The 23593-nt window shown below is 42.4% G+C and carries 13 protein-coding genes; 3 read left to right on the top strand and 10 right to left on the bottom strand.

Features of this window, described 5'->3' with window-relative positions; all coding sequences use genetic code 11:
- Positions 1–19: 19 nt before the first annotated feature.
- The 5 genes from ACSR9A_RS23345 to ACSR9A_RS23365 form a co-directional block, all read right to left on the bottom strand.
- Positions 20–1738 carry a response regulator transcription factor gene (locus ACSR9A_RS23345; protein ID WP_473759805.1) on the bottom strand — a complete coding sequence of 573 codons (1719 nt, stop codon included), beginning with the start codon at positions 1736–1738 and terminating at the stop codon, positions 20–22.
- A gap of 2 nt (positions 1739–1740) precedes the next feature.
- On the bottom strand, positions 1741–3411 hold the full coding sequence (locus tag ACSR9A_RS23350; protein ID WP_473759807.1) for a sensor histidine kinase: 1671 nt from the start codon (positions 3409–3411) through the stop codon (positions 1741–1743).
- Positions 3412–3513: 102 nt separating this feature from the next.
- Entirely contained in the window at positions 3514–4392 is an 879-nt protein-coding gene (locus tag ACSR9A_RS23355) for a carbohydrate ABC transporter permease (protein WP_473759809.1), read from the bottom strand.
- Between the two features lie 11 nt (positions 4393–4403).
- The gene (locus ACSR9A_RS23360) at positions 4404–5306 is read right to left on the bottom strand and encodes an ABC transporter permease (protein ID WP_341282098.1); all 903 of its coding nucleotides are present in this window, start codon (positions 5304–5306) and stop codon (positions 4404–4406) included.
- Positions 5307–5401: 95 nt separating this feature from the next.
- The gene (locus tag ACSR9A_RS23365) at positions 5402–6988 is read right to left on the bottom strand and encodes an extracellular solute-binding protein (protein ID WP_473759811.1); all 1587 of its coding nucleotides are present in this window, start codon (positions 6986–6988) and stop codon (positions 5402–5404) included.
- 393 nt (positions 6989–7381) lie between these two features.
- Between ACSR9A_RS23365 and ACSR9A_RS23370 the strand changes: the two genes are divergently transcribed.
- Positions 7382–8869 carry an alpha-N-arabinofuranosidase gene (locus ACSR9A_RS23370; protein ID WP_473759812.1) on the top strand — a complete coding sequence of 496 codons (1488 nt, stop codon included), beginning with the start codon at positions 7382–7384 and terminating at the stop codon, positions 8867–8869.
- A gap of 116 nt (positions 8870–8985) precedes the next feature.
- On the opposite strand, the gene ACSR9A_RS23375 is transcribed toward ACSR9A_RS23370, so the two are convergent.
- The 5 genes from ACSR9A_RS23375 to ACSR9A_RS23395 form a co-directional block, all read right to left on the bottom strand.
- On the bottom strand, positions 8986–9174 hold the full coding sequence (locus ACSR9A_RS23375) for a hypothetical protein (RefSeq protein WP_473759813.1): 189 nt from the start codon (positions 9172–9174) through the stop codon (positions 8986–8988).
- A gap of 700 nt (positions 9175–9874) precedes the next feature.
- Positions 9875–11101, bottom strand: a complete 1227-nt coding sequence (locus ACSR9A_RS23380) for a phosphorylase family protein (RefSeq protein WP_473759815.1) — start codon at positions 11099–11101, stop codon at positions 9875–9877.
- Positions 11102–11115: 14 nt separating this feature from the next.
- The gene (locus tag ACSR9A_RS23385; RefSeq protein WP_473759817.1) at positions 11116–11559 is read right to left on the bottom strand and encodes a hypothetical protein; all 444 of its coding nucleotides are present in this window, start codon (positions 11557–11559) and stop codon (positions 11116–11118) included.
- The gene (locus ACSR9A_RS23390) at positions 11540–15124 is read right to left on the bottom strand and encodes a hypothetical protein (protein WP_473759819.1); all 3585 of its coding nucleotides are present in this window, start codon (positions 15122–15124) and stop codon (positions 11540–11542) included. Before ACSR9A_RS23390 ends, ACSR9A_RS23385 begins: the two co-directional genes overlap by 20 nt.
- A gap of 1152 nt (positions 15125–16276) precedes the next feature.
- Positions 16277–20155: an LAGLIDADG family homing endonuclease gene (locus tag ACSR9A_RS23395; protein ID WP_473759820.1), complete on the bottom strand. Its 3879-nt coding sequence runs from the start codon at positions 20153–20155 to the stop codon at positions 16277–16279.
- Between the two features lie 328 nt (positions 20156–20483).
- On the opposite strand from ACSR9A_RS23395, the gene ACSR9A_RS23400 reads away from it, so the two are divergent.
- Positions 20484–22316 carry a DEAD/DEAH box helicase gene (locus tag ACSR9A_RS23400; RefSeq protein WP_473759822.1) on the top strand — a complete coding sequence of 611 codons (1833 nt, stop codon included), beginning with the start codon at positions 20484–20486 and terminating at the stop codon, positions 22314–22316.
- Complete coding sequence (locus ACSR9A_RS23405; RefSeq protein ID WP_473759824.1) at positions 22309–23508, top strand: YqhG family protein; 1200 nt, start codon at positions 22309–22311, stop codon at positions 23506–23508. The genes ACSR9A_RS23400 and ACSR9A_RS23405 overlap by 8 nt, the downstream gene beginning before the upstream one ends.
- Positions 23509–23593 lie beyond the last annotated feature (85 nt).

A 23593-nucleotide genomic window follows, 5' to 3' on the forward strand; every position in this document is an offset into this window, starting at 1 on the left:
GCAGATCTGCTTTTGACATTTACGGCATCCGTAAAATATGCTTTTCTCTGTATTCCTGTGGCGAATGTCCGGTTGCTTTTTTAAAAAAGCGAGTAAATGAAGTAGCCGATTCGTAGCCTACACGCCGGGCAATGTCGCTTATTTTTAAATTTTCACTCTTAAGTAAATCCTTTGCTTTGATTAACCGAGTTGAATCAATAAACTCAGTCAGATTTCTTCCCGTTTCCTGTTTGTAGATGCGTGACAAATACGATGGATTGAGATGTACTTGTTCTGCCAATCTGACCAGTGACAAATCCTCGTCTAAATGACTCCTAATAAATCCCTGTAAGTAGTCGATCATATGGTCCGCCCGCTTCTTCTGATCCACTTTTTGCATATTAAAAAGAACAGAAGATAATTCCGTCAGGTACAAGGCCGCAGCGTTCCATGTTTCGAAAAAATCGGTACGCATCAGTTGCGTCTGACTAATTTGACCGGCTACCTTCACATTCAGTCCCCATCTGTTTATATATGACATAAGATAGAGAGCCACGGTGTAATAGGCTTCCTGCGCATTGACATTATTTTTACTGCGAATGCCTCTTAAAGGAACAAGCAGCTGCTCCAAGGCTTCAAAATACTTCTCCTTATGCCCTGACTCCAGATGCTGCTCAATAACAGAAAGATTTTTTAGTTTGAGCGCCGTTACCAGCTTCTCTCCTTCATCGAATTCTTCTTCATAGCTATTAACTGGGCCAACCTCATTGCCCATATTGTCATTTATCTCACTGTCAACTAAAAGTATTGTATTTTCAATGCCTATCCGATAATTTAGCAAATGGTGCAGCGAATGATACTGATTGAAAACAGAATCCCACCAGCTGGCTTTACTGCCGACAGTAAAGCTGACAGGCATACCGATGTTTTCCTGACAAGCTGTCTGTATGACCTCTAAAATGCCTTTAAGGAAAGAAACCGTTTTATTGAAATAATGCTCGATCATATCCGAATTCGCCGGAAATGTGATGGATAATGATTCCTTTGGCTGGACAAAAATGACAAACCGATGATTTTCGTCTAAAACAATTGCAATATTCACATGGGCGGCCAAATACCTTTGAATAATTTGACGAACCGAATAGACCTGCTGCATCTGCTGCATGTAGTCACTGACCTCAGGTAACTTATCTATCTTGCCCAATACCAAAGTAACAGGCCATTGCACATTAATCGGAATCGATAGCTGTTCAAACTGTTCTTGGCTAATTTGTACCGCTTGATTCCCCTTTAGAATACACAGTAAATAATTTTCTTGAAACAAATTCAACGCCATGTGGATTTGTTCTTTTGCATTTCGAATTAAATCTTCCGTTTTAATTTCTTTACGAATTTTTGATACGGTTTCTTCTATAACTTGAATAACTTTATCAATATCTTCTGCCTTAAGAATAAAGCTGACGTCCCGATGCTGAATGGCTTTGTAAACGTATTCAAATTCACTGTGGCCTGTCAAAAAAATAACTTTGCATTGGGGCCAGCTTCGAAAAATTTCCTCCATTAGCTGCATACCGTTTAAAATGGGCATATCAATATCGGTCAGAACAATATCAATTCTGGTTCTATTGAGCCACTCTATAGCTTCTTCTCCACTATATGCCTTATAAACATCAAGATCCAAATGAATCATACCTCGAAAAATTTCGTAAAGATGATTCACAATCATTTCTTCATTGTCTACAATTAAGAGTCTGTACATGCTTAAACCCTCGCCTTCGGGTTAAGTCGCAACGTCACCTTTAAACCACCCATAGAGCTTCGCTCTAAACTCAATCCGTTCTCTTCGCCGTAAATCAACCGGATTCGTCTATGAATGTTGATTAGACCTGAAGTCTCAATATTGGTGTTATCGTAAAAAAGCTTAGGCACGGATACCAGTGTTTGATCCGATAAATGAGCTCCATTATCTTCAACAATAATACGCAATGCGCGATCATCGAGACGAAAGCTTATCGAAATTCTTCCCTTTTCTTTCGTTTTTTCCACAGCGTACTTAAAGGCATTTTCAATTATTGGCTGAAGAATCAGTCTAGGTACCTGTATATCCCTGACCGCATCCGGACAGTCTTCAAAATGGATCGACAATCTGCTAGGAAAACGCATGAGCTGAATTTCGGTATACGTCCGTGCATGTTCAACTTCCTCATATAAGGGCAAATAATCCGAAGCATTTCTTGTAATAAACTGAAAATAATCACCCAAAAGCTTAGTAAAAGCAATTAAATTCTCATCCCCTACTCTTGCCATTGTATTAATTAAAAACAAGCTGTTATATAGAAGATGCGGGCTGATCTGAGACTGCAATTGCTTTAGCTCTGCCTTCTGATTGAGAATCTTCTGCTTATATACCTGATCGATCAGGGCCGATACATTCTGAACCATAGAATTAAAGCCTTTGTACAAATAACCAAACTCGTTTTTTTTATTTACTTGAATATGAACATTGAAGTTGCCACTCTCTACTTGCCGAAAAGACCCCACAAGCTTTCTCATTGGCTTATGAATCAAATTATAAGTGTACACGCAGTAGAGAATAATAATCATCAAGCCCACACCTGTAAATATCCATAACCAAATATAAAAACTTTGAACGGGAACAAAGATCAAATTCTGCGGGATATAACGCAGCAAAAGCATGTTCAAATATTTTGACTTCACGGAAACAACATAAATCGTTTGTCCATTAATCTTGTTGTAGCCAATGTTTCCGCTTTCAACTTTAAGATGGCTTTCTGCAAGCTCCTCCAGCAGCACCGCATCATTATTTCCTTTTCCAGGTATCACCATATTGTGGGTCAAATCGATTAAAAAGGTGCCGCTATCGGCATACGTGCGGAACTGCCCTAGTGCTTCTTGCAATGCGGTCGTATTGATCTCAACCTCAATCAAGTACATTTGAGATAGACCAGCGTTTCCAGCGTGAAGTGTGGTCAAGTAGAGTTTGTCTTCATACTGCACCAGCTGCGCCCCCCTCTCCCCTTCCGGCACCCGGAGGTGCTCGAATTTATCCATATCAATAGGACTTACGGAGGTGGTGGAGGATATGGTTTTTTGAATAGAGAGAATATGCACGCTTACATTAGCAATATAGGAACTGCTGTTATGGATTGTAACGAGTCGCTGTTGCAGTTTTCTCATGCTTTCCACTGTCTCATATTCATTCATAATGGAATGGCGGATGGCAAGCTTAGCAAGATATTCATCGTTGAGACTATCGTATTGCAATATTTTTATGCGTTCTATCTCATCTTCCAGACTTTCAAGGTAAAACGATACTTGTGCAGTCGAGGAATTTATAATTTCATTCTTTACTGTGTTTAGGCTCCAATTATACATGTAAATTCCCAAAAGGATGATAAGTAGAATTGCCATTAGAAATGTCGCAACCAATCTTGCGAAAATACTGCCTCTGATATGCACCTCCTCCCTTATTTGTTTAAAGTTAATCCTATTTAAACTATAATATCTTCCATACTACCCTTTAACACTTCCCAACACCATCCCTTTTACAAAAAATCGTTGAAGGAACGGATATACGCAAATAATAGGAAGCGCCCCTAGAAAAATTTGGGCGGATCGCATTGTTTTGTCTGATATAGTTGCCATTAGCTTGGCCTCCTCCGGTGTCATGGTGCTGAAGGAGCGTTGAACTACAATGGTCTGAATGTAGCTTTGGATAGGATAATGACTGGGATCATTCATATAGATCAAGCCATCAAACCAGCTGTTCCAGTGACCAACGAGTGAAAACAAAAGAATGGTCGCTAAGGCCGGCAAGGAAACCGGAACATAAATGCGCCATAAAGTTATCCAGTGTCCAGCGCCGTCCATATAGGCTGACTCGCTTAATTCCTTTGGAATCATCCGAAAAAAATTCAACAGCAGAATAACACTAAACACAGGTACTGCGGTCGGCAGAACCAGCGCCCAAATGGTATCCATCAATCCAAGCTGTCTGATGACCATATAGGTAGGAATTAGTCCAGCGCCAAATATCATTGTAATGAAGAAGCTCCATGAGTAAAAGCTGCGAAAGCGGAATTCGCCATTTTCCTTAGAGAGCGGATAGGCTACCATTATTGTGAGTAAGAGATTAATAGCGCCGCCAAAAAGGATACGCTGCAAAGATATAAACATCGATTGCCAGAAGGCTGCCCGCTGCGCCACAAATTCGTAGGAGGCTAATGTAAAATCCTTGGGCCACAAAGTTACCGTACCAGTTGCCGCAACGGCGCTGGAGCTGAATGAAACGGCCAGTATGTGAATCATCGGAATCAAACAAAACAATGCAACTAACGCGAGAAAGCAAGAATTAAATATGGCAAACCAGTCGATCTTCTTTTGTACATGCATAATAGCTCCCCCTAGAAAATCCTATAATCCGCAACCTTATAGGCGATGAAATATGACACAGATACGAGTATAAGTGCGACAACAGACTTAAATAATCCTACTGCTGTTGCTATACCGAATTGGGCATCCAATAAACCGATGCGGTATACAAAGGTATCAAGGATATCCCCGCTTTCGTATACCATTGGGCTGTACATATTGAAAATCTGATCAAAACCGGCATTTAGCAAATTGCCTAAATTAAGAACCATAAGTAAAACGATAACCATCTTCATACCCGGAAGGGTCACATTCAGGGTCTGCTTCCAACGATTAGCTCCATCAATCTGTGCTGCTTCATATAAATCCGGGTTAATGCCCGTAATCGCCGCCAGATAGATGATCGTACCATAACCAAACTCCTTCCATGAATCAGTCAATATCATGGTTATAGGGAACCATTTGTTATCCCCAAGGAAAAAGATAGGTTCAAAGCCAAACAGTTGAATGACTTGATTTACCAAGCCGTCAGTAGGCGATAAAATTTCTATAAAGATGCCGCCTAATACAACCCAGGATAAAAAGTGGGGCAAATAAATGGCGGTCTGAACTCCTCGTTTCATACCGGCATGCTTGACTTCGTTTAAAAGAATCGCAATCACGATAGGTACAAAAAGTCCCAAAATGATTTTCAATACCGCAATGTAAAGCGTATTCCACATGATACTGTTGAAATTGGGCATGTTCATGACATACTGAAAATTGCTCAGTCCCACCCATTGCTGATCGCCAAACAAACCCTTGGCCGGAATAAACTTCTGGAACGCAATGATGATACCTCCTATGGGGAGATAACTAAAAACAATCAAAAAAAGAAACCCAGGCAATATAATTAAATGCAGTGGTATTTCCCTTTTCCATCTTCTTTGTAACATACGATTCACCCTGTTTCTTTTCTATGATTGGGAATGGGAATAATAAGAGAAAGGACACTCTCTAAAAAGCCTAGCATCCTTTCTCTTTGTTGCTATTATTTTTCTACAGAAGCATACCACTCATTGACTTCTTTAGTCATATCGGCACCACCAAGCTTATTCCAGTTCTCCACGAACTTGTCGAAATCGTCAATTGGGGCAGCACCCATAATGAGCTTCACGAATACTTCCGTTTCCAGAGATTTCAGCGTGGACTGTTTTTCCGCCATTGTTTTGGTTGGCGAGCCTGCGAAGGACTCCAGCATAAATTGATCCTTATCCACGTATTCAACGCTATGTCGATATACCCCGTCCACACCATAGATTTTAGGCCAGCCCCATTGAGAGGTATCTCCATTTTCAAACGCTTTGATGTTGTTTTGAATAGATTGCGCTTCGCCAGTCAACTGATCCAATGTATTATTGGAACGAGCTGCCTGAATCTCTTTAAACGCATTAAGATTTTTAAATGGTGGATACGGTTGAACCGGCGAATACTTCCACACCCCTACGCTGTCATTTGCGGCAGGCATATAGTAGTTATCAAAATCGCCTGTTTTCCCCCAGTTTAGCTCTACGTGAAGATTAAACATTTTGATCAATGCTTCCGGATTCGAGAAACCCTTTTTAACAACCCAGAACTCAGAAGCTCCAAAATTCTGAGGTGAAAGTGCAGGCTTGTCATCTACGGATACCAAGGCGTATCCTTCCCAATTTGCTGTTGGATCGTTCTGATAGTTGCTAATAAGCGGATACATAGGGTTCCATTGCGCGCCGAACTCCATGCCAACCTTACCAGATGCAATCGTTTCCGCTACCTTGCCGCCATCCTTTACACCAAATTCCTTATCAATCTGGCCGTCCTTATACATTGTAGAGAGCGCTTTCAAAGCTTCCTTTACTTCTGGAAGGGTACTGCCCCATACTAAATTTCCTGAACCATCATCTATCCACATATTAGGGTAAGCATGGTAACCGGTAAAGAACCCTTCTAATCCCATCGCACCGCCGTATAGATCCTTTGTAATAGCGAGACCGTAGGTATCATTTATATTGTTCTTATCCGGATCCTGACTTGTGAATGCTTTACTTATGGCCAGGACATCGTCCATTGTTTTAGGCGCGTCTATCCCTAAATTTTCCAGCCAATCGGTGCGAATCCATAGGAATGTGCCGTCGCCGTAAACCTCTGCAGGACCCATTCCCATCATTTTCCCATCCATTGATGCAGCATTGAGTACAGCAGGTCCTTGAACCGTGTACAATTCCTTCAGAAGATCAGAAGCATACGTATCCCAATATGGTTTCAGATCCTCTATCATGTCAGCATCGGCCATTTGCTTCATCTGAGAGCCCGTTACGCGAAGCATGTCAGGGATTTCACCTGATGCCAATGTAACGTTAATTTTTTGGGTGTAGGCATCTCCGCCCTTTACCGTCCAATCGTATTTAACATCAATCCCCAGCTTTTCCGAATACGCCTTAAGCCAGCGATTGTCATCTACTGTCTCTCCTGGTGTTTTAGGAATAATGTTATCCTGCATATCATTATCCACATCACGGGCAAATCTAATTGTAAGCGCTTTATTATATTTCCCTAAAGGATCCTTATTTTCTGAAACTTCTCCATTTGACTCATTCATTGTGTTACTTCCCGTTGGACTGTTAGTCGGTTTATTGCTCGAAGAATTGGTATTGCACGCTGATAAAACTCCTGTTGTCAGCAGCACACAACTTAAAATAGTAACTGTTCTAGATAACATTCTACTTTTCACACTCATAGCCCCCTTTTAATAGTTAAGCATTAAATAACAACTCAACTATATCTCCAAATTTATGAATTCGCTATTATCTAGTTATTACATGTTTACCATTCGTCTACTTCATTAATTGTGATAGTCCTAACCATTTTCAACTATCTTATCATTTGTTTACAATCATGCCGATATGCTGTTTTTAATTTGCAATCGAATGAATGAAAGCGCTATATTGAAAAAATAAAAGGAACATCATCTAGTGAATGGGAGAGGATATTCATGGTTTTATTGTTCATAAACGCAGGTCGAAAGTATTCCAAAATCAACAAAAACATATACGGTCACTTCTCGGAACATTTAGGCCGTGGCATTTATAACGGCTTGTATGTAGGTGAGAACAGTCCAATTCCCCATATCCGTGGAATACGCACCGATGTTGTAGAAGCATTGCGCCATATCAAGGTTCCGGTATTGCGCTGGCCCGGCGGATGCTTCGCCGAATATTATAATTGGAAAGACGGCGTTGGGACTGATCGCAAGCGCATGGTTAATGCCGGTTGGGGTGGTGTGGTAGAGGACAACTCCTTCGGTACTCATGAGTTTTTAGATCTTTGCGAGCAGATTGGGGCATCTGCCTATATTGCCGCAAACGTTGGTTCTGGTACTCCGCGGGAAGTAAGCGAATGGGTAGAATACATGACCTTCGGCGGTGAATCACCGATGGCCGACTGGCGACGCCAAAACGGTCGTGATAAGCCTTGGAAGGTCGAGTTCTTGGGAATTGGCAACGAGAACTGGGCCTGCGGCGGGCATATGAGTCCGGATTATTATGCGGATGTATACAAACGCTTCGAAACATTCGTTCGCAATTATGACAGCAATAAGATTTTCCGAGTTGCTTGCGGCGCTGATGGAAACGATTATAAATGGACGGAAACCTTGATGCGCCTTGCGGGGAAAAGGATGAACGGTCTATCGCTGCACTATTACACCATGCCTGCATATTACGAAACGGAACCATACCCGTGGGAGCGCAAAGGACCCGCTGTGGGCTTTGACGAAGCTAACTATTATCGAACACTGCGCCGGGCATTGTATATGGATGAGCTGATCCGCAGACATAAACATGTGATGGATCAATACGACCCTGAATGCCAAGTGTCAATTATTTTGGACGAATGGGGGACTTGGCATGAGGTTGAGCCTGAAACCAATCCTGCTTACCTTTTCCAGCAAAACACCATGCGTGATGCAATTGTCGCTGCGGTGTCGCTAAATATTTTTAATACCCATAGTGATCGGGTGCATATGGCCAATCTTGCACAAATGGTAAATGTCCTCCAATCGGTGATTTTAACAGAAGGGGAAGAGATGATACTTACTCCCACCTACCATGTATTCGATCTTTTTAAAGGACATCAAGACTCCACACTTATTGAAAGCTATGTGCAGCAAGATTTGACTGGTACAGAGGAAGCTCCAGTGCCTGCACTGCACGTTAGCGCTTCTGAGCGAGCTGATGGCAGGATTCATGTAACCGTTGTAAATCTATCCGTAGATGAGCCTCAACAGGCACAGGTTCTGCTTAATGGAAAAATGTTTTCTTCTGCCGAAGTTCGTTACATCTCCGGCGATATGAATAGCCATAACCCATTTGGACAACCACCTCAGGTAGAGATTAAAACGATGCACCCTATTACCGTAAAGAACAATGGCTTATTTATTGACCTTCCCGCCTGTTGTGTTGCTGAAATCATCCTTGATTAACTACAAATGTGATTTATTGTATTTGCGAGAAACTAAAAACAAGCCTGAGCCTTCAAGGGTTCAGGCGCAGGCTGTCGGGAAACCCTACATCTTTCTCAAGACATTTGGGTTTCTCTTTAATTCACGCTTAGATTCTCCTCGTACTTCGCTTTCGTTACCTCGTCCACTCCGACGGCCTTGTTCCCGTTTAACTCCCGGTGACACATAGATAACGCTTCTTCGTCCAGCAAATGTATCAAACTTGTGAATGTCTCTTTGGGCTCTTCTTTGGCTAATTGTGCTATCTTAACAAGTTTCGTTTCCAATTCGTTTCCACCTCTGCGTGTGGCAATTGTGTCCTTCGTCAAGACCTTCTGATGTGGCTGCCTTTTCTCCACTGCCATTACGCAGCTTTTTTGATACTACTCAGCCATCCGACTCCCTATCTCTCATTTGCTTTCCTTGCTTGATTTTCGCTTGTACGGCATACCCACTGATTTGAGGAAGAGATAGGGTCTCCCGGGTTGCCGTTCATTCTCGATCTGTAACGTGCCAAGCTCTAAGACCCGGAGCGCCCGTTCAAACTCACCTTATCGCTTGAACGGATTCTGCCTTCTGCATGTGTAACTACATCGGCCTGTCTCCACGTATTTTCGGGGCTCAATCACTTCAGCTTGCGCTTTCGGCCCGTTATATTGCCGTTCTACGCTTAAAACCAATCGTTACCGATTAGCCTCCAAGAACTAGCTACAGGACTGCTGGTTAGGCTTTATCCTGATGGGACTCCCACCCACTAGAATGAACGACCTTGCCCGGCCGCACTATACATCATATTTTAAAGACTCCAAAAATGTATAATTCAACCAAATTAACGAACTACTATATGAGAGCTATTCCACCTTTTTTATTTCATGCCGAACATTAATTTTTTGTATATTCACTTTTCAGAGACTCAGAGTTTTTCTGCAACGCTAGTGAGTCAAATTAAAAAGAAGAGAATTAAATACCACTACTTCAACTCAATTCTTAAAGCGATTCAAGAGCAAAATTATAAAAAAATTGCGCACTAGTATAGCCAGCAAAAGATTGGAATGCATCATTTTTCTCTTCATCACCAAAATCACAAACTGATTTGATCGCAAAAGTTTTAGGTTTCGGGTCGGTACAATACCTACCAGCATAGTACACACCATAGATCTCCATTTCTATCCCTATAAGTTTTCTAGTTTGTTGTAATATCTGATCTTCTATTAATTGTGGGTTTTCAATAACTGCTGCTCCAGATGCTATTGGTCCGATAACAGTCTTTAATACTGTTTCAGGTTTAACACCCTTATATTTAGAATAGATTTCAGAAACAGTTTTATTTCCGAACTGTTCAAATTTTTCTTTTATATCAGGATCCATAACAATTGGTTTTGGATCTGGTAAGAATACTGACTTGCCTAGCTTCTTCACATACCTTGTTTTTCCACTACCATAATCCCATGAATGCTCGGCAATAAGAATATCACCAAAGTTCACCTTCCCTCTAATTCCAGCAGCAATTCCTAACATTACTAAATTTCTTGGTCTATAATTATTTATTAATTTTATTGAAGTGGTTGCTGCAGCAGTCATCCCCATTTGTGGGCAACTTGCTGCCACAACTTTTAAAATTTTGTGTTCATTTTTAAAGGTACCCTTGTAGTAAGTAATAGAAGAATCAGAATTAAATGATTCTTTTTCCCAACCACCAGGTAATTCTAAGATATGTTCCAATTCAGACTTAAGGGCAGTAATTATTGCAATATCATAATTATAATTTTCTTTCACATTATAAACTATTGCTTTTTTTGATTGAATTAAATAAGAAATCTTTTTCGATAACTTCGTCTTCCAATCATTATATTGCTCTTCAAAATTAATAAGTGTCCAAACTTCATTTTCAAAAAAAATCTTATATTCTTCAATTACTTCTGTGTGTGAAGTAATTCCAATAATGTGATAAGGTTTATTTAGTTCAGGATTTTTCTTCAATTCTTTCAAAAACTCGACTCCACCATTCTTTAATATTTCCCCTCCAAATCTAGTAGGTAATTGTATATCTAATATTAAGAGATCATAATTGTTATCTGATAGTAGCCGTTCAGCATTAATAATATCTGGAGCTACATCAATTTCGTCTACATTAATTTCAGGATATTCACAAAAAACCGCGTGATACTTTGATATTTTATTCTGATCATCATCAACTATAAGTATCTTAATCATGTTTCACCTATCCTCTATTTATTTATATATAGCACTAAGTCTTCTTTCCAATTGGATTGTGATGCATTGTAATACACTGTTCCTAGGTAATTAGGCTGATATTTCTTATCTAGTATATTCATTAACTCACTAAGTGTAGTTGATGTACCACCTTCACCAAAAACATCAAACTGTGTTAATACTATTGCCTTTGTCAGTATCTTATCTCTTTTCATTTCCTCTAGAATATCCATCCCCGCAAACGAACGAAATCTACCACTATCATCTGTCGGAGATAAATCAAATGTAGGCAGACTCATATCTAAAAGTATATAATCATAGTTATTATTATATATTTCATCCAATCCGCTATTATATGACTTTCGTTCTATTATTTCTATTGCATTATTTTTTTCCAATAACAACTTTTTCACTTGGGATAGTTTATCATCATCGTCTTCAACTATAAGAATTCGCACTTGAAAGAACCCCCTCGATATTCATCTCAATAAACACTATAAATCTACCCTCACAAATTTCTATGAAATATTTATAATCATTATTACGTTTCAAATCAAATCTAATGATTTTATTCACTTTATAAAGACCTGTACCACCTTCGCTTCTAATGTTTTCTAAGTTATTCAGATGAATATTATCATTTATACCTTTAACTTCCTCATATAAAGCTGTTAACTTCTCATTCTCAGTCGCCACATTATTTTTCACTATAAGTTTGACCCGATTTTCGCTTATTTCAAATTTTATTTCGAGCCATCGCTTTAAATCTTTATTGTCATTATAATATGTATAAATATTCTCCAGAAGAATGAGTAAAATATCTACAAAACTTGAAAATGTAGATCCTATGAACTCGTTTTTATTATTTAAATTATCACAAATTAATATTTCCGGTTCACAAACTATGTTTGGATTTAATTTATTCATAATTTCCAAACAAGTTTGCACCAACTCATCACTATTAAAATCAATCATCACCCTGTTTTGTGGGAGATTAAACCACTTACTAATCTTATCAACTTGAAATTGGACTTGCGTTCTACAACTAGGAATATTCCTAAAAATCTCATTTAGCCCTTCATTTAAACCATCCATGTTATTCAGTAATCGCCTTAAATTACTTTCTAACTTATTTATTTGTTGAAGGAATAAATTACTTAAGTCTTTCGAAATTTTCTCCCTGATAATTTCAAGTTTTTTCTCAGTTCTTAACCATAATTCATTTAGGATCTCTTGAAACAATTCCTCCCAATCATCAACATTTCTACATTTTTGAAATAAGGCAAGTATTTGTGACTCATAATAAATAAAGTCAAATAATCCTTCATTATTTTTATGTTCTGTTTTAACTTGAATCCATTTTGAAATCACCATTGTAATTATTTCATCAATAGATTTAGAAAAACTATTTAATGTTAGATTAATTTGGTTTTTTTGATCTTCTGAAAAAATTGATACCTTCTCCGTCCAGTAAGCATTTTCAATATAATCTCCTGTAATTTTATCTTTTTCGGTTATAAGTTTCTCCATTGCAAAAGCATTACGCAATTGAGCTAATAATTTTCCATGACGTATCCTTGTACTTAGATAACAGTCTAAACCATATTCCTTACTAGATATAAACAAATCTCTTATTTCAATGAAAATTTCTTTAAAAGCAACAAATTCATAATCTCTCGTCAATCGTCTATTCCCTGCATTATCTGTAGTTAATACAAATAAATCATCAAAATTCAGTTCACCTTCATCTAAAATTATATCAACAAATACATATTCTTTATTAATAAAACTTCTAATTTCTTTATATCGGAAAAATGCTTGCTTGAATGTGGTCTCAATTGACTTTAGAATACCATTAGTGTCAACATATATTTTGCTCTCTTCAAATTCTCGTATTCTCTTTTTTATCATAATATTCTTGGTTATATTGCTAACTTCATCAGAATATTTAATTGAATTTTTCATATCCATTTCTTTTAATAGTAAACATATTTCTATTCTCTCGCTATCGATCTCATTCTGATTCTTAAAGAATCGTGAGGAATCCATTATAACAGGAATACAAATATATCTAAGAAAATAAATCATTTTCCTTTGTGGATTTTCATGTAAGACTTCTTTAAATTGACTAGGTTTTTTTATTTTATTGTTAGCCAAAAAATTTGCATAAGCCGAATAGATTTTACGTTGACCATTAATATCATGAGTTGAATGAATAATAGAATTTAAGATAGTAAGTGAGACATCTTTGTATAGTCCATATTCATTATTTTGCTCCATCTTCATTTCTATTTTTTCCAACAAAATATACTTATCAAAACGTAATATCAAATTTTCATTTTCAAGATATGAATCAATTGTTATATGTAACGCTTTGATCAAAGAATCCATCGTATCTATTTCAAGATAACAATTAAATAAATTATAGATAATATCTTCATATATATATCCTATTTTCACATAATCCTTATACTCTTCATTATTTAGTAGTGTTTCATATATTTCGATTGCATTATAATTGTCTTTCTTCAAAAAATAAAATTCTGCTAAATTCCTATTAATTCTTATTAAAGGAATATTCTTTAATTTTTCAACATCCACGGCATTATCATAGTATTGTGCCTGCTTAATAATTTCTGAGACAAATGTAATTGTCAAGTTACAATAATCATGTTCTTTAAGTGTCTGTAAGTAATTTAATGATTCCCCCGCTTCATTATAAACTTTAGAAAACCTAGGATTTAATAATTTTGAATTTAATTCTGATAATAGTTTATTATTTGTATCAACCGGAAATTCTACATTGTCACTTAAATAGAAATTAAGTTTGATATTCCATCCCATAATCCCTAAGCTTATGTTTATTTTCCTCACTGATTCAATTGATTCTTTAGTTTTTTCATTTCTCATATAAATATTATACATATGTTCTATTACATTATTTAAAATTGAATCTTTTTCAGTAATTAATTCAACCGGTCTATTTAAATTGATTAAAGATTTAACATAAAGTTCACAAAATTCAAAAACGTTAGCATTTTCTATCAGGTTTTCTTTAGATATAACATAAGACTCTTCATAATTACCCAATGTATAACAATCTAGCGCATGACCAAATAGTTTATCATTAAGGGATATATTATATTCAATGTTAGAGTTAAATAATATATTCATTCTTGTTAGTCTGCTATCAGTAATTATATTTGACAATCTTGGAATCATACTCTTAATAACACCTAAATGCTCTTTATCTGAAGACGAAACAATCGTTTGGCAAACAGATATAAAGTTTAAATATTGGTCGATTATAGATAAACTAGTTTCTAAAAAAAGAATTGAAGCAAATTCAGTGTAATCAAAACGACCTAATAAATTTAATTTGAATAGGAAATACTCTTTTATTCTAGAATCACTTACGTTTTGTTCAAGATATCTACTTAAAGAATCTTCAAATTTGTTTGCTGGAATATTCTTTTCAACTCTTCTACTTAAGAAATCAAGTAACATTTTTAAAAATACATTATTATTACAGTTGTTAACCTCACTAAGTATCTCTTTATTACTTTCTAGACCGGCTTGTAATTCAGCAATAAGGAACCTATTGGATATAGACCAAAGAGACACTCCTAACTCACGATCGATTTCATGCAAGGTTTCACAAGCAGTTAGATAATCTCCCCGTAATAATTCTTTCTCATACTTATCTTGCAAAAAAACAAAAGTATTTATTTTCTTGCTGAATATTTCAATTTTGCTCATAATCCAATTTATATTTACCTTAAATGAGTTAACAAAAAATTGTGCTTTCGATTGCCCTAAATCACTGTAACTATCTGGAAAAATATTCCCTAAAACATAGGGTCTGATTATTTTGTATTTTATTATTTTTTTAATTACTAACTTAATTTGATTAATATCAGGTTCTTTTTTTAATGCATAGACCACCTCTTTGGGATGGATCTTTTTCTTAAATATGTAATCAATATATTTTTTTTCAATTGGAGAATTACGCTGTTTTTTCAATAAGTCCTTCTCCTTCCAATAAGAAATATTTTACTAGTGCTAAATTCGACAAATGATTGCAAAATCCTTCAATTTAAATCCATATGAATTCTAAATAATTTGCAACTACTTTTATGACGTCCCAGCTCCCTTGCTGAAATTCACGAATAAGCGTAGCCTATTTCTGTGCGTCGTACGCTTCAATACCGAGACATTCCCGCAGCAAATGAGCGTTTCATAAGGCGTACTTAAATCGATAACCTGCGTTGAAATACGTGCTAAAACAGTCGTCGACGACAATCCTAAATAAACGGCAGGAAGCCGGTGATTTATATGGCTTGTTTTCCACGATGAGGATGAGCGCTTAATAAGGTCCAATACGCGTCCGAAATGACATACATTCCGTGACCTCCCCTTCTACGCAGAACCCCATTTCATCTGCATGCACGACAGGGCATTCATTAGTTGTTCGTGGGTCTGCCCCAGCAACGGCTAGACCGCTGCTTCGGGCATGCCATGAATAAAATCCAGCAGCGTCGCCTCGCTCGGTTGCAGTCCTGTGAGGTCGTACAGCAATTGATGGTGAGCGCCGCTTATTTCTACAAGAGCTTGACTTTAAAAATATCCCGGTTCAAGTAAAGAGTAAGGGGATCTTAGTTTCCATTCGTACCGCGCTATCCCTGGGGATTCCAGTCAAAATGGTTTTCATTCGCCACCGTTTGAAAGGAGCGGCTCGCCATTCTGTGTCCTATCTCACAATCTCCGAGGAAGAAATAATCCGGGTCTACGATGTTCGTGGGGAAATTGAAGTGTTCTACAAGTGTGCCAAATCCCTCCTCCGATTACAAAAAGAGTTTCATGGACGTTCCTATGACCTACCCATCAGTCACACTACCATTGTCTGTTCTTGTAAAATTTTGCTGGCATGGCAACATCGACAAAGCACAGACAATCGTACGCTTGGAGGCTTGTTTTATTTGCTATGCATTGAAGTAAGCCAGTTCAATTGGATAATAACCTTAAAACAACTCCTTAAATGGATTGAGGATGTCGCCAAGAAAGCCAGCAAGAAGTTCTCAACATTTATTCAAACACAGTTCCTGCAATGGATTGCTAGTTTGTCCAGCTACATGAAGGCTTACCTAACCAATTTAAACTGCAAAAGTTGAGCTATTAATTACATCGGCTGTACCCGCAATTACTGCACTGCTTACATCCTTCCACATTAATAAGTGACGCTGAACCACAAGAAGGACAAAGATCGAGTGAGCTTGCGCTGCTGCGGCTTTTTGCTGGGTCTGGGCTGACATTAGCTGTCGCTGTTGATCTCGTTTTTGCAGATGTGCCTAGATCCCAGTCCATGCTAGTATCAGTTGATTTTATTGCCTCTGCTGCACCGCTCTCCTCCCGCTCTTTCACAGCAGACGCTATATGCTGCTCCAACGCCTTCGCTACGGCATCGGCAATCGATTCCACGCGGTTTGCGCCAAACCCAATCGCACCTGTGCCGCCGATTCCTTTCAAATGCTTAATTAACAGCTCCACCTTATGACCATGATCGCCATAACGAAGGAATAGCGAGCAGACGCGCCCAAGCGCCTCCGCCATGGCGAACACGTCGGAGCCAGCCTTGCCGACATTCAGAAAAATTTCGCCCGGCGAGCCGGACAGATCATTGATCGTAATATACGCCATGCCGAATGGCGTATTAACCTTGTAGGTGGCACCGCGCAGCACCTGCGGACGATTTTTATACGCTTTGTCCAGCGTTTTCTTACTCACAGCGGTTGTAGCTGTAGTAGTTTTTGGGTCTGCTGCATCAGGTACACTCCCAGCACTTGAAGCCCCTTGAGAAGCCACTCCCTCAATAGCTATGGCACCATGATCTCCAGCTTGAACTTCTTTCTCCCTGCTTTCTGCTCCTGATGACAGCTTAAGCTCCTCTTCCGTCTCCTGCTTCTTCTCTTTCTCATCCGTCGTCGACAGCACCTGAACATCCCTGCTGCCGTCGCGATAAATGGTCACGCCCTTGCAGCCAAGATCAAATGCCATCTCATAAAGCTCCTTCGTCTCTTCCACCGTAAAATCATTCGGGCAATTCGCCGTCTTCGAAATCGAGCTGTCCACCCAGCGCTGAATCGCTGCCTGGACCCGGATATGATCCTTCGCAGACAAGTCCATCGCAGCTACAAAATAATCCGGCAGCTCCTCGTCAGGATGCGCATCCTTCCACTGCTGGGCGATTGGGACAAGCTGTTTATCATAACCAAGTCTGCTTTGGCGGAAATATTCAAAAGCAAAATACGGCTCAATGCCAGTCGAGGTGCCGACCATCGTTCCGGTACTTCCCGTCGGTGCCTGCGTCAGCACCGTGACGTTGCGAATGCCATGCTGCTCTACCGCAGCCCCCACCTCGGGATAATGCGACGTCAAGCTTCGCATAAATCCGCTTTGCAAAAATTTATCCGCCTCAAATGCAGGGAAAACGCCTTTCTCCGCTGCAATTTCCGTCGAAGCGAGATACGCTTCGCGGGCCATAAACCCATACAGCTTATCGAGAAACTCGAGCGATTCCGCGCTGCCATAACGAATACGCAGCTTAATCAGCAGCTCCGCAAGCCCCATCGTGCCGAGCCCGACGCGGCGCTCGCGCTTTTGGTTCGCTTCATTTTCAGGAAAATGATACGGTGTGGTGTCAATGACGTTATCGAGAAACCGCACCGACCAGCGTGTAACTTTCGCCAGCTCCTCCCAGTCCACGTCATGCTGCCGATCATTATAGAAACGCGACAGATTGACCGCTGAAAGATTGCAGACGCCCCAGCCCGGCAGGCCCTGTTCGCCACAGTTGTGTGCAACCATTCCACCAGCTAGAAGCGAATGGGTAATAGGCTCCGTAATATCGTAAACGGTGACGGTTTCTCCCGCCTTTACCGAAGTGACTTTAGACAGAAACTTTTCCGTTTTACGTGATCGCCGAGCAATTCGCTCAAGCGCCTCTTGTTTTCTAGTGACATAACGAAATCCGATCTGTTCTTTAAAGGCAACAATATTGTTTCCGGTCATGATGAGCTCATAAAAGCCGCTGCTTTCATACGTACGGTGCTCGCCAGCTTGTGTCGTGTATTGAAACTGCGTTTGTGCTTTTTTGGGACGAGCATAGATCGAACTGTGAATACCGTAATTGAGCAGCAAAAGCTGAACACCCTGCAGCAGCTTTCGTGAAGCTGAAGTTAGCCGAACAGTGCGCCGCATTTCATCCCGTTCATAAACCGTTCCATCTGCACTAAAAAGTCCTTGCAGAAATGCCGTTACGGTAGCTTCTGACGATGTGAATAATGCCTCAGGTACTTCCTTCTCTGGGGCCTTGACAGCTTTAACGCCCAGCTCATTCAGCTTTTGAAGCAGCTCTTTGCGCCACCAATAAACCTGTTTTGTCCCATTTGTTCGATCAAACACCTTCGCCTTTACTCCGGTAATCCTCTCACCTGCCTCGACTAGCAGGCTTACTACATCTTCATCCCCGCCACCAAAAACCATGCCGATATCCCCGCGTTTCGATACCCATCCGTCGCCTGTCAACCAACCAAGAAACAATCCCCAATGTTCGCCTAGTTCATCTTTCGCCGCAAAATGACCTTTACCGGATTGGACATAAACGCAATCTTTTTGGGTGAGGTTCTGCGCTTCCTTCCAGCCCACATTCGTATATAAGCGATGGTCTTTTGTCACGCTGATGTCCATCCCATTTTGCAAGGAAACGACGACCGTCTCCCTCTCCCCGGTAGGAAAAACCGTTGCTTGCCGCATCTTCACACCGGGAACCTCATAAGAACGCCCGCCGACAACCTTTGCTTGTTCGACTAGACGCGCATCGGTGCCAACAAGAAAGCTTTCTCCAGCTGTTTTTTTATACAATTCCTCTATGGTCATTAGCCCGTATTCCGTCGTAATTCTGGTGCTCGGATGAAAGCATGGATTCGTACTAATAATGGGATTGAAATACCAGCTATTCGACATCTGATTATAATACTCCATAAAAACCACGCCGGGCTCTGCCGACTTCCACGCTGATTCAATAATCATGTGCCAGATATCGCGGGCGCGGACCGTTTTGTACAAAATCACCTTTTTGCCGAGTGCCCGCCAAGCATCCAAATCTCCTGTCCAAAGCTCGTTGTACTGTGTATCCTTCGTATCCGGAAATACCAGCTCCCACTCTAAATCCTCCTTCACCGCTTTCATAAAAGCGTTGCTCACGCATACCGATAAATTCGCGTTCGTCACCTGGCCCATCGTCTGCTTGACCGTAATGAAATCCAGCACATCGGGATGCCAGTCGTTGATCATTAGCATTAAGGCGCCGCGGCGGCTGCCGCCCTGCTCGATCAGCCCCGTCGTATAGCTGAACAGCCCGCCCCATGACACCGCCCCGCTCGATGCGCCATTTACCCCTGCCACAATGGCGCGGCGCGGACGCAGCGACGACAGATTAATGCCTACACCGCCCCCGCGTGCCATAATTTCCGTCATTTCCGTCAACGTCTGCATAATGCCGCCACGGCTATCTGCCGGTGAAGGCAGCACATAACAGTTAAATAGCGTAAGCTCCTCACTAGCCCCTGCCCCCGCTGCAATTCTGCCGCCCGGCACGAGCTTCCAGTCGTCCAAAATATAGCGAAAGCGCTCGGTCCATTCCGCCCGCTTCTGCTCGCTGCCCTCGACTCCGGCAACCGCCTTCGCCAAGCGATCCCACATTTCCTCAGGCGTCTGCTCAATGGTCAGCGTCAGCTTCTCGACCGCAGTCGTTACACGGCCACCGCTTCTGAGCTGCACCTCCACCTGCTCACCTTCACGGGCCACAATCTCTCCTACTTCCTTCGTTGGAAACTTTGGATCATCTTTGGTCAGCACGAGCACAAGGTCTCCAGGCTTAGCACTGCTGGAATCCGCATTTTTCCAAGCATAACGATCGAGAAAAATTTTCTCGCTGAGCCCCTCCAGCCTGCTGGTGCCTTTCCTATTTTCACTCAAGGTTGGTTTCTTCTCCATAAGTAACGCCGCCTCTCCTTACATTTGCTAAAAACGTTTCTATTTGCCCGCTAACAAGGCCTTTCACATCATGCTTAACCCGATATATTGTGTCTGAAAATCATTATAACATACTACATATTGGGTTTCCTCATCATTCCCAGCCAAAAACGCCCAATTTCCCCGCCTGCCAAAGTCTACGCTTTCCGTTGCTAGTTCTCACGCTTTTTTTAGCCTTTTCTTATGAATAGGCGATGAAAGGGTCATACTAGAAACAAAGATTTTAACCTACTCATTTTGCTTGAATGGACGATGAATATTCGCTTAAACGATGAAAGGAGCTGCTCCCTTGTCTTTAGATAATAAACTACCGCTATACGGATCATCCGCTGCTCCAGATGCTGCTTTAGTCACCCGCAAGCTTCATCCGCTCGTAGATTTTCAATATGACCGTTCCACTTTAGATGAGCTGCAAAACCGCATGTCCAAAAACGGCCCCTGGGATGACTGGACGTTATATCAGCTATCGATGGAAGCGGAGCAAGCGAAACGAATTGAAAGCTTCGAGCAACTGCAATGCCTGCGCAGCCTGCCGATGCTCGAACCGATGCCCCATCAAATTTCGACCGCGCGCAAGGTGCTGCATGAAATGGGCGGACGCGCCATTCTCGCCGATGAGGTTGGACTTGGCAAAACGATTGAAGCTGGCCTCGTGCTGAAGGAATACATCGTCCGCGGGCTCGTGCGCCGTACGCTCATTCTCGTTCCCGCCTCGCTCGTTCTGCAATGGGTGCGCGAGCTGAATCAGAAATTCGGCATTTCCGCCGTTGCCCAGAAAAAAGCCCATACCTGGCATTACGACGTCGTCGTCGCTTCGATAGATACAGCCAAGCGCGATCCCCATCGCGACGTCATTCTCGGCACCGACTACGATATGGTCATCATCGACGAGGCGCATAAGCTCAAAAACAAAAAAACGACCAACTACCAGTTCGTCACCGAGCTGCGCAAAAAATATTGCCTGCTGCTTACCGCAACGCCGGTGCAAAACAATTTGGACGAGCTGTACAATTTGATCACGCTGCTCAAGCCTGGCCAGCTCGGCCGCCAAAGCGAGTTTGCCGCCAACTTCGTCGTTGACAAGCGTCTTCCAAAAAATGAAGAGCAGCTCCAAACGGCGCTGTCCAGCATTATGATTCGCAATCGCCGCGGCGACGGCGGCATTTCGTTTACGAAACGTTTTGTGAAAAATATTCCGCTGCAGCTGTCGACTGATGAGCAGGCGCTTTACGACGCAGTGACCGCCTTCGTGCATGAACGCTACGATGAGAGCGGCCCCGACCTCAGCAGCATGCTGTCCTTAGTCACGCTACAGCGCGAAGTATGCAGCAGCCGCGATGCCGTCTTTCTGACACTCGTCAATATGTTCAAAAAGACGGCCGAGGATTCGCCCGTCCGCGCAAAAATATGGGAGCTCGTCGAGTTCATCAAAAAAATCGAAGCCAATACGAAGGCTGAGAAGGCGCTTGAGCTCGTTAAGGAAATGAACGATAAAGTCATTATTTTCACGGAATATCGGGCAACGCAGGAGTATTTGCTGCAATATTTCCGCTCCCACGACATGATTGCCGTCCCTTACCGGGGCGGGATGAACCGTGGCAAGAAGGATTGGATGATGGACCTCTTCCGCGGCCGGGCGCAAGTATTGATTGCAACGGAGGCAGGCGGCGAAGGCATCAATTTGCAATTTTGCCACCATATGATCAACTTCGATTTGCCATGGAATCCGATGCGCGTAGAGCAGCGGATTGGCCGCGTCCACAGGCTCGGACAAACCGAGGACGTAAAAATTTACAACCTTTGCACCCTCGGCACGATAGAGGAGCATATTGTCCATTTGCTGCATGAGAAAATTAATATGTTTGAGCTTGTCATTGGCGAGCTGGATCATATTTTGGAGCGCTTCGAGAAAAAAGATGGCTCGCTGGAGCAGCAGCTTGCCCGCATGCTGCTCGAATCAGGCGGCAGCGAAACGGAGCTGCGCGATAAGATCAGCGATCTCGCCTCCTCGATTACGCAAATCCGCGAAGAGGTACAGCTTGCTCCTGAACTGCAGGCAGGTGCGCAAATTGTGTCACAAATGACAGCCCTTGGGCAGACGGTGGAGATACGACATGAATGAGAAGCAGGTACACAAGTTTGTGCAGCGTTATTTGGAGGCGACCGAGTGCCAGGTTTTGGAGAAATCGCCCTGTCATTTCACGGTTAAGCTGTCGCCTGATGCAGACCGGGAGCTGACGAACCGTCCCTACTACTGGAGCTTTGTCGATCGCACGAACGCTGCTCCCGAGACGATGACCTATCTGCTCGTAACCGACCGTGAAAAGTATGACGCGGGGCAAGCTGGGACGCTGCCCGCGCAGCAGCGCGTACCCTTATCGGGCTCGGGCGGAGCAGGTGTGGCAGGAAACGCAGCCGGGGCTGCAGGAAGCACAGATGCCGCTGCATTTAACGGTGCCGCAAGCAGCGTGAGGCCTGATGCGGGCATAGCAAGTGCAGCGGCAAATGCAAGTCCAGCCGCGCCAGTTAACGCGGCTGGTGCCGCTTCGGCCGCGCCAGCGAGTTCGGCAACTGGCGCTGCGGCAGAAGGCGCCAATAGCAGCGGGGGCGCAGCGGCAGCCGGCACGAGCCAAGCAGCGGCGGCTGATGCTGCGCTTGGCCGCTCGCTCGGCTTTGTACACGGCAGCCTCAATCAGACGGGGCTGCGCATTCCGCGCGAGGAAATGTATTTCGGCTCGCGCAAGCTCGATCAGCTGTTTGGTGCGGCAAAATCAAAGGGCAGCTACGTCTTTCTTTTTCAAGAACCGGAGCGTGGTGCCGCCTCGCCTTATAGCTCTACGCCTTACACTGCTTGGCTTGGCATCAATATGCGCGTGGAGTTCGCCTGCGACCGCAAGCGCGAGGAAATACACAGCTTCGGGATTTCGCTGGCTACGGGGCATTGCACCGAGCATTTCCATGATCGAGTTCAGCGCCTCAGGCTCACGCCGCGCCTGCCCGCGAACATTCATTTGGCGAAAAACGGCCTTTCTTTCAACAAGGCGCTGTCTATTATGGAGCAAGCGCTGGAGCGCAAGCTGAAAAGCTACGATTATGAATGGGCAGGTGCCGCAACCGAGCGGCTGGAGGAGGAGCTGGAGCGCATTCGGCTGTATTATGAGCCGCTAATCGAGCATGCGGCTGACGACGAGCTGAAGCAAAGCGTACGCGTGCAGTATGAACAGCGCCAAGCGGAAATCCGCTGGCAATATGAGCCCCGCGTGACGGCTTCCGCCATTAACTGCGGTATTTTCCATCTGGAAGGTATTGAATAGTCTAAGATCAGACCCGATCCGCACCATTGCGGCAAAAAAAGAACGGGACAGGCTGCCGAGTGCCTACACATTCCAACAGCCTTCT

It is taken from the genome of Paenibacillus sp. R-74696 (genome assembly GCF_055814915.1).

What these genes read in the sequence shown, in the direction of transcription:
- ACSR9A_RS23395 (WP_473759820.1), bottom strand. Translation starts at nt 20,155, where the DNA reads ATGGAGAAGAAACCAACCTTGAGTGAAAATAGGAAAGGCACCAGCAGG.
- ACSR9A_RS23370 (WP_473759812.1), top strand. Translation starts at nt 7,382, where the DNA reads ATGGTTTTATTGTTCATAAACGCAGGTCGAAAGTATTCCAAAATCAAC.
- ACSR9A_RS23355 (WP_473759809.1), bottom strand. Translation starts at nt 4,392, where the DNA reads ATGCATGTACAAAAGAAGATCGACTGGTTTGCCATATTTAATTCTTGC.
- ACSR9A_RS23350 (WP_473759807.1), bottom strand. Translation starts at nt 3,411, where the DNA reads ATGGCAATTCTACTTATCATCCTTTTGGGAATTTACATGTATAATTGG.
- ACSR9A_RS23365 (WP_473759811.1), bottom strand. Translation starts at nt 6,988, where the DNA reads ATGAATGAGTCAAATGGAGAAGTTTCAGAAAATAAGGATCCTTTAGGG.
- ACSR9A_RS23380 (WP_473759815.1), bottom strand. Translation starts at nt 11,101, where the DNA reads ATGATTAAGATACTTATAGTTGATGATGATCAGAATAAAATATCAAAG.
- ACSR9A_RS23405 (WP_473759824.1), top strand. Translation starts at nt 22,309, where the DNA reads ATGAATGAGAAGCAGGTACACAAGTTTGTGCAGCGTTATTTGGAGGCG.
- ACSR9A_RS23360 (WP_341282098.1), bottom strand. Translation starts at nt 5,306, where the DNA reads ATGTTACAAAGAAGATGGAAAAGGGAAATACCACTGCATTTAATTATA.
- ACSR9A_RS23345 (WP_473759805.1), bottom strand. Translation starts at nt 1,738, where the DNA reads ATGTACAGACTCTTAATTGTAGACAATGAAGAAATGATTGTGAATCAT.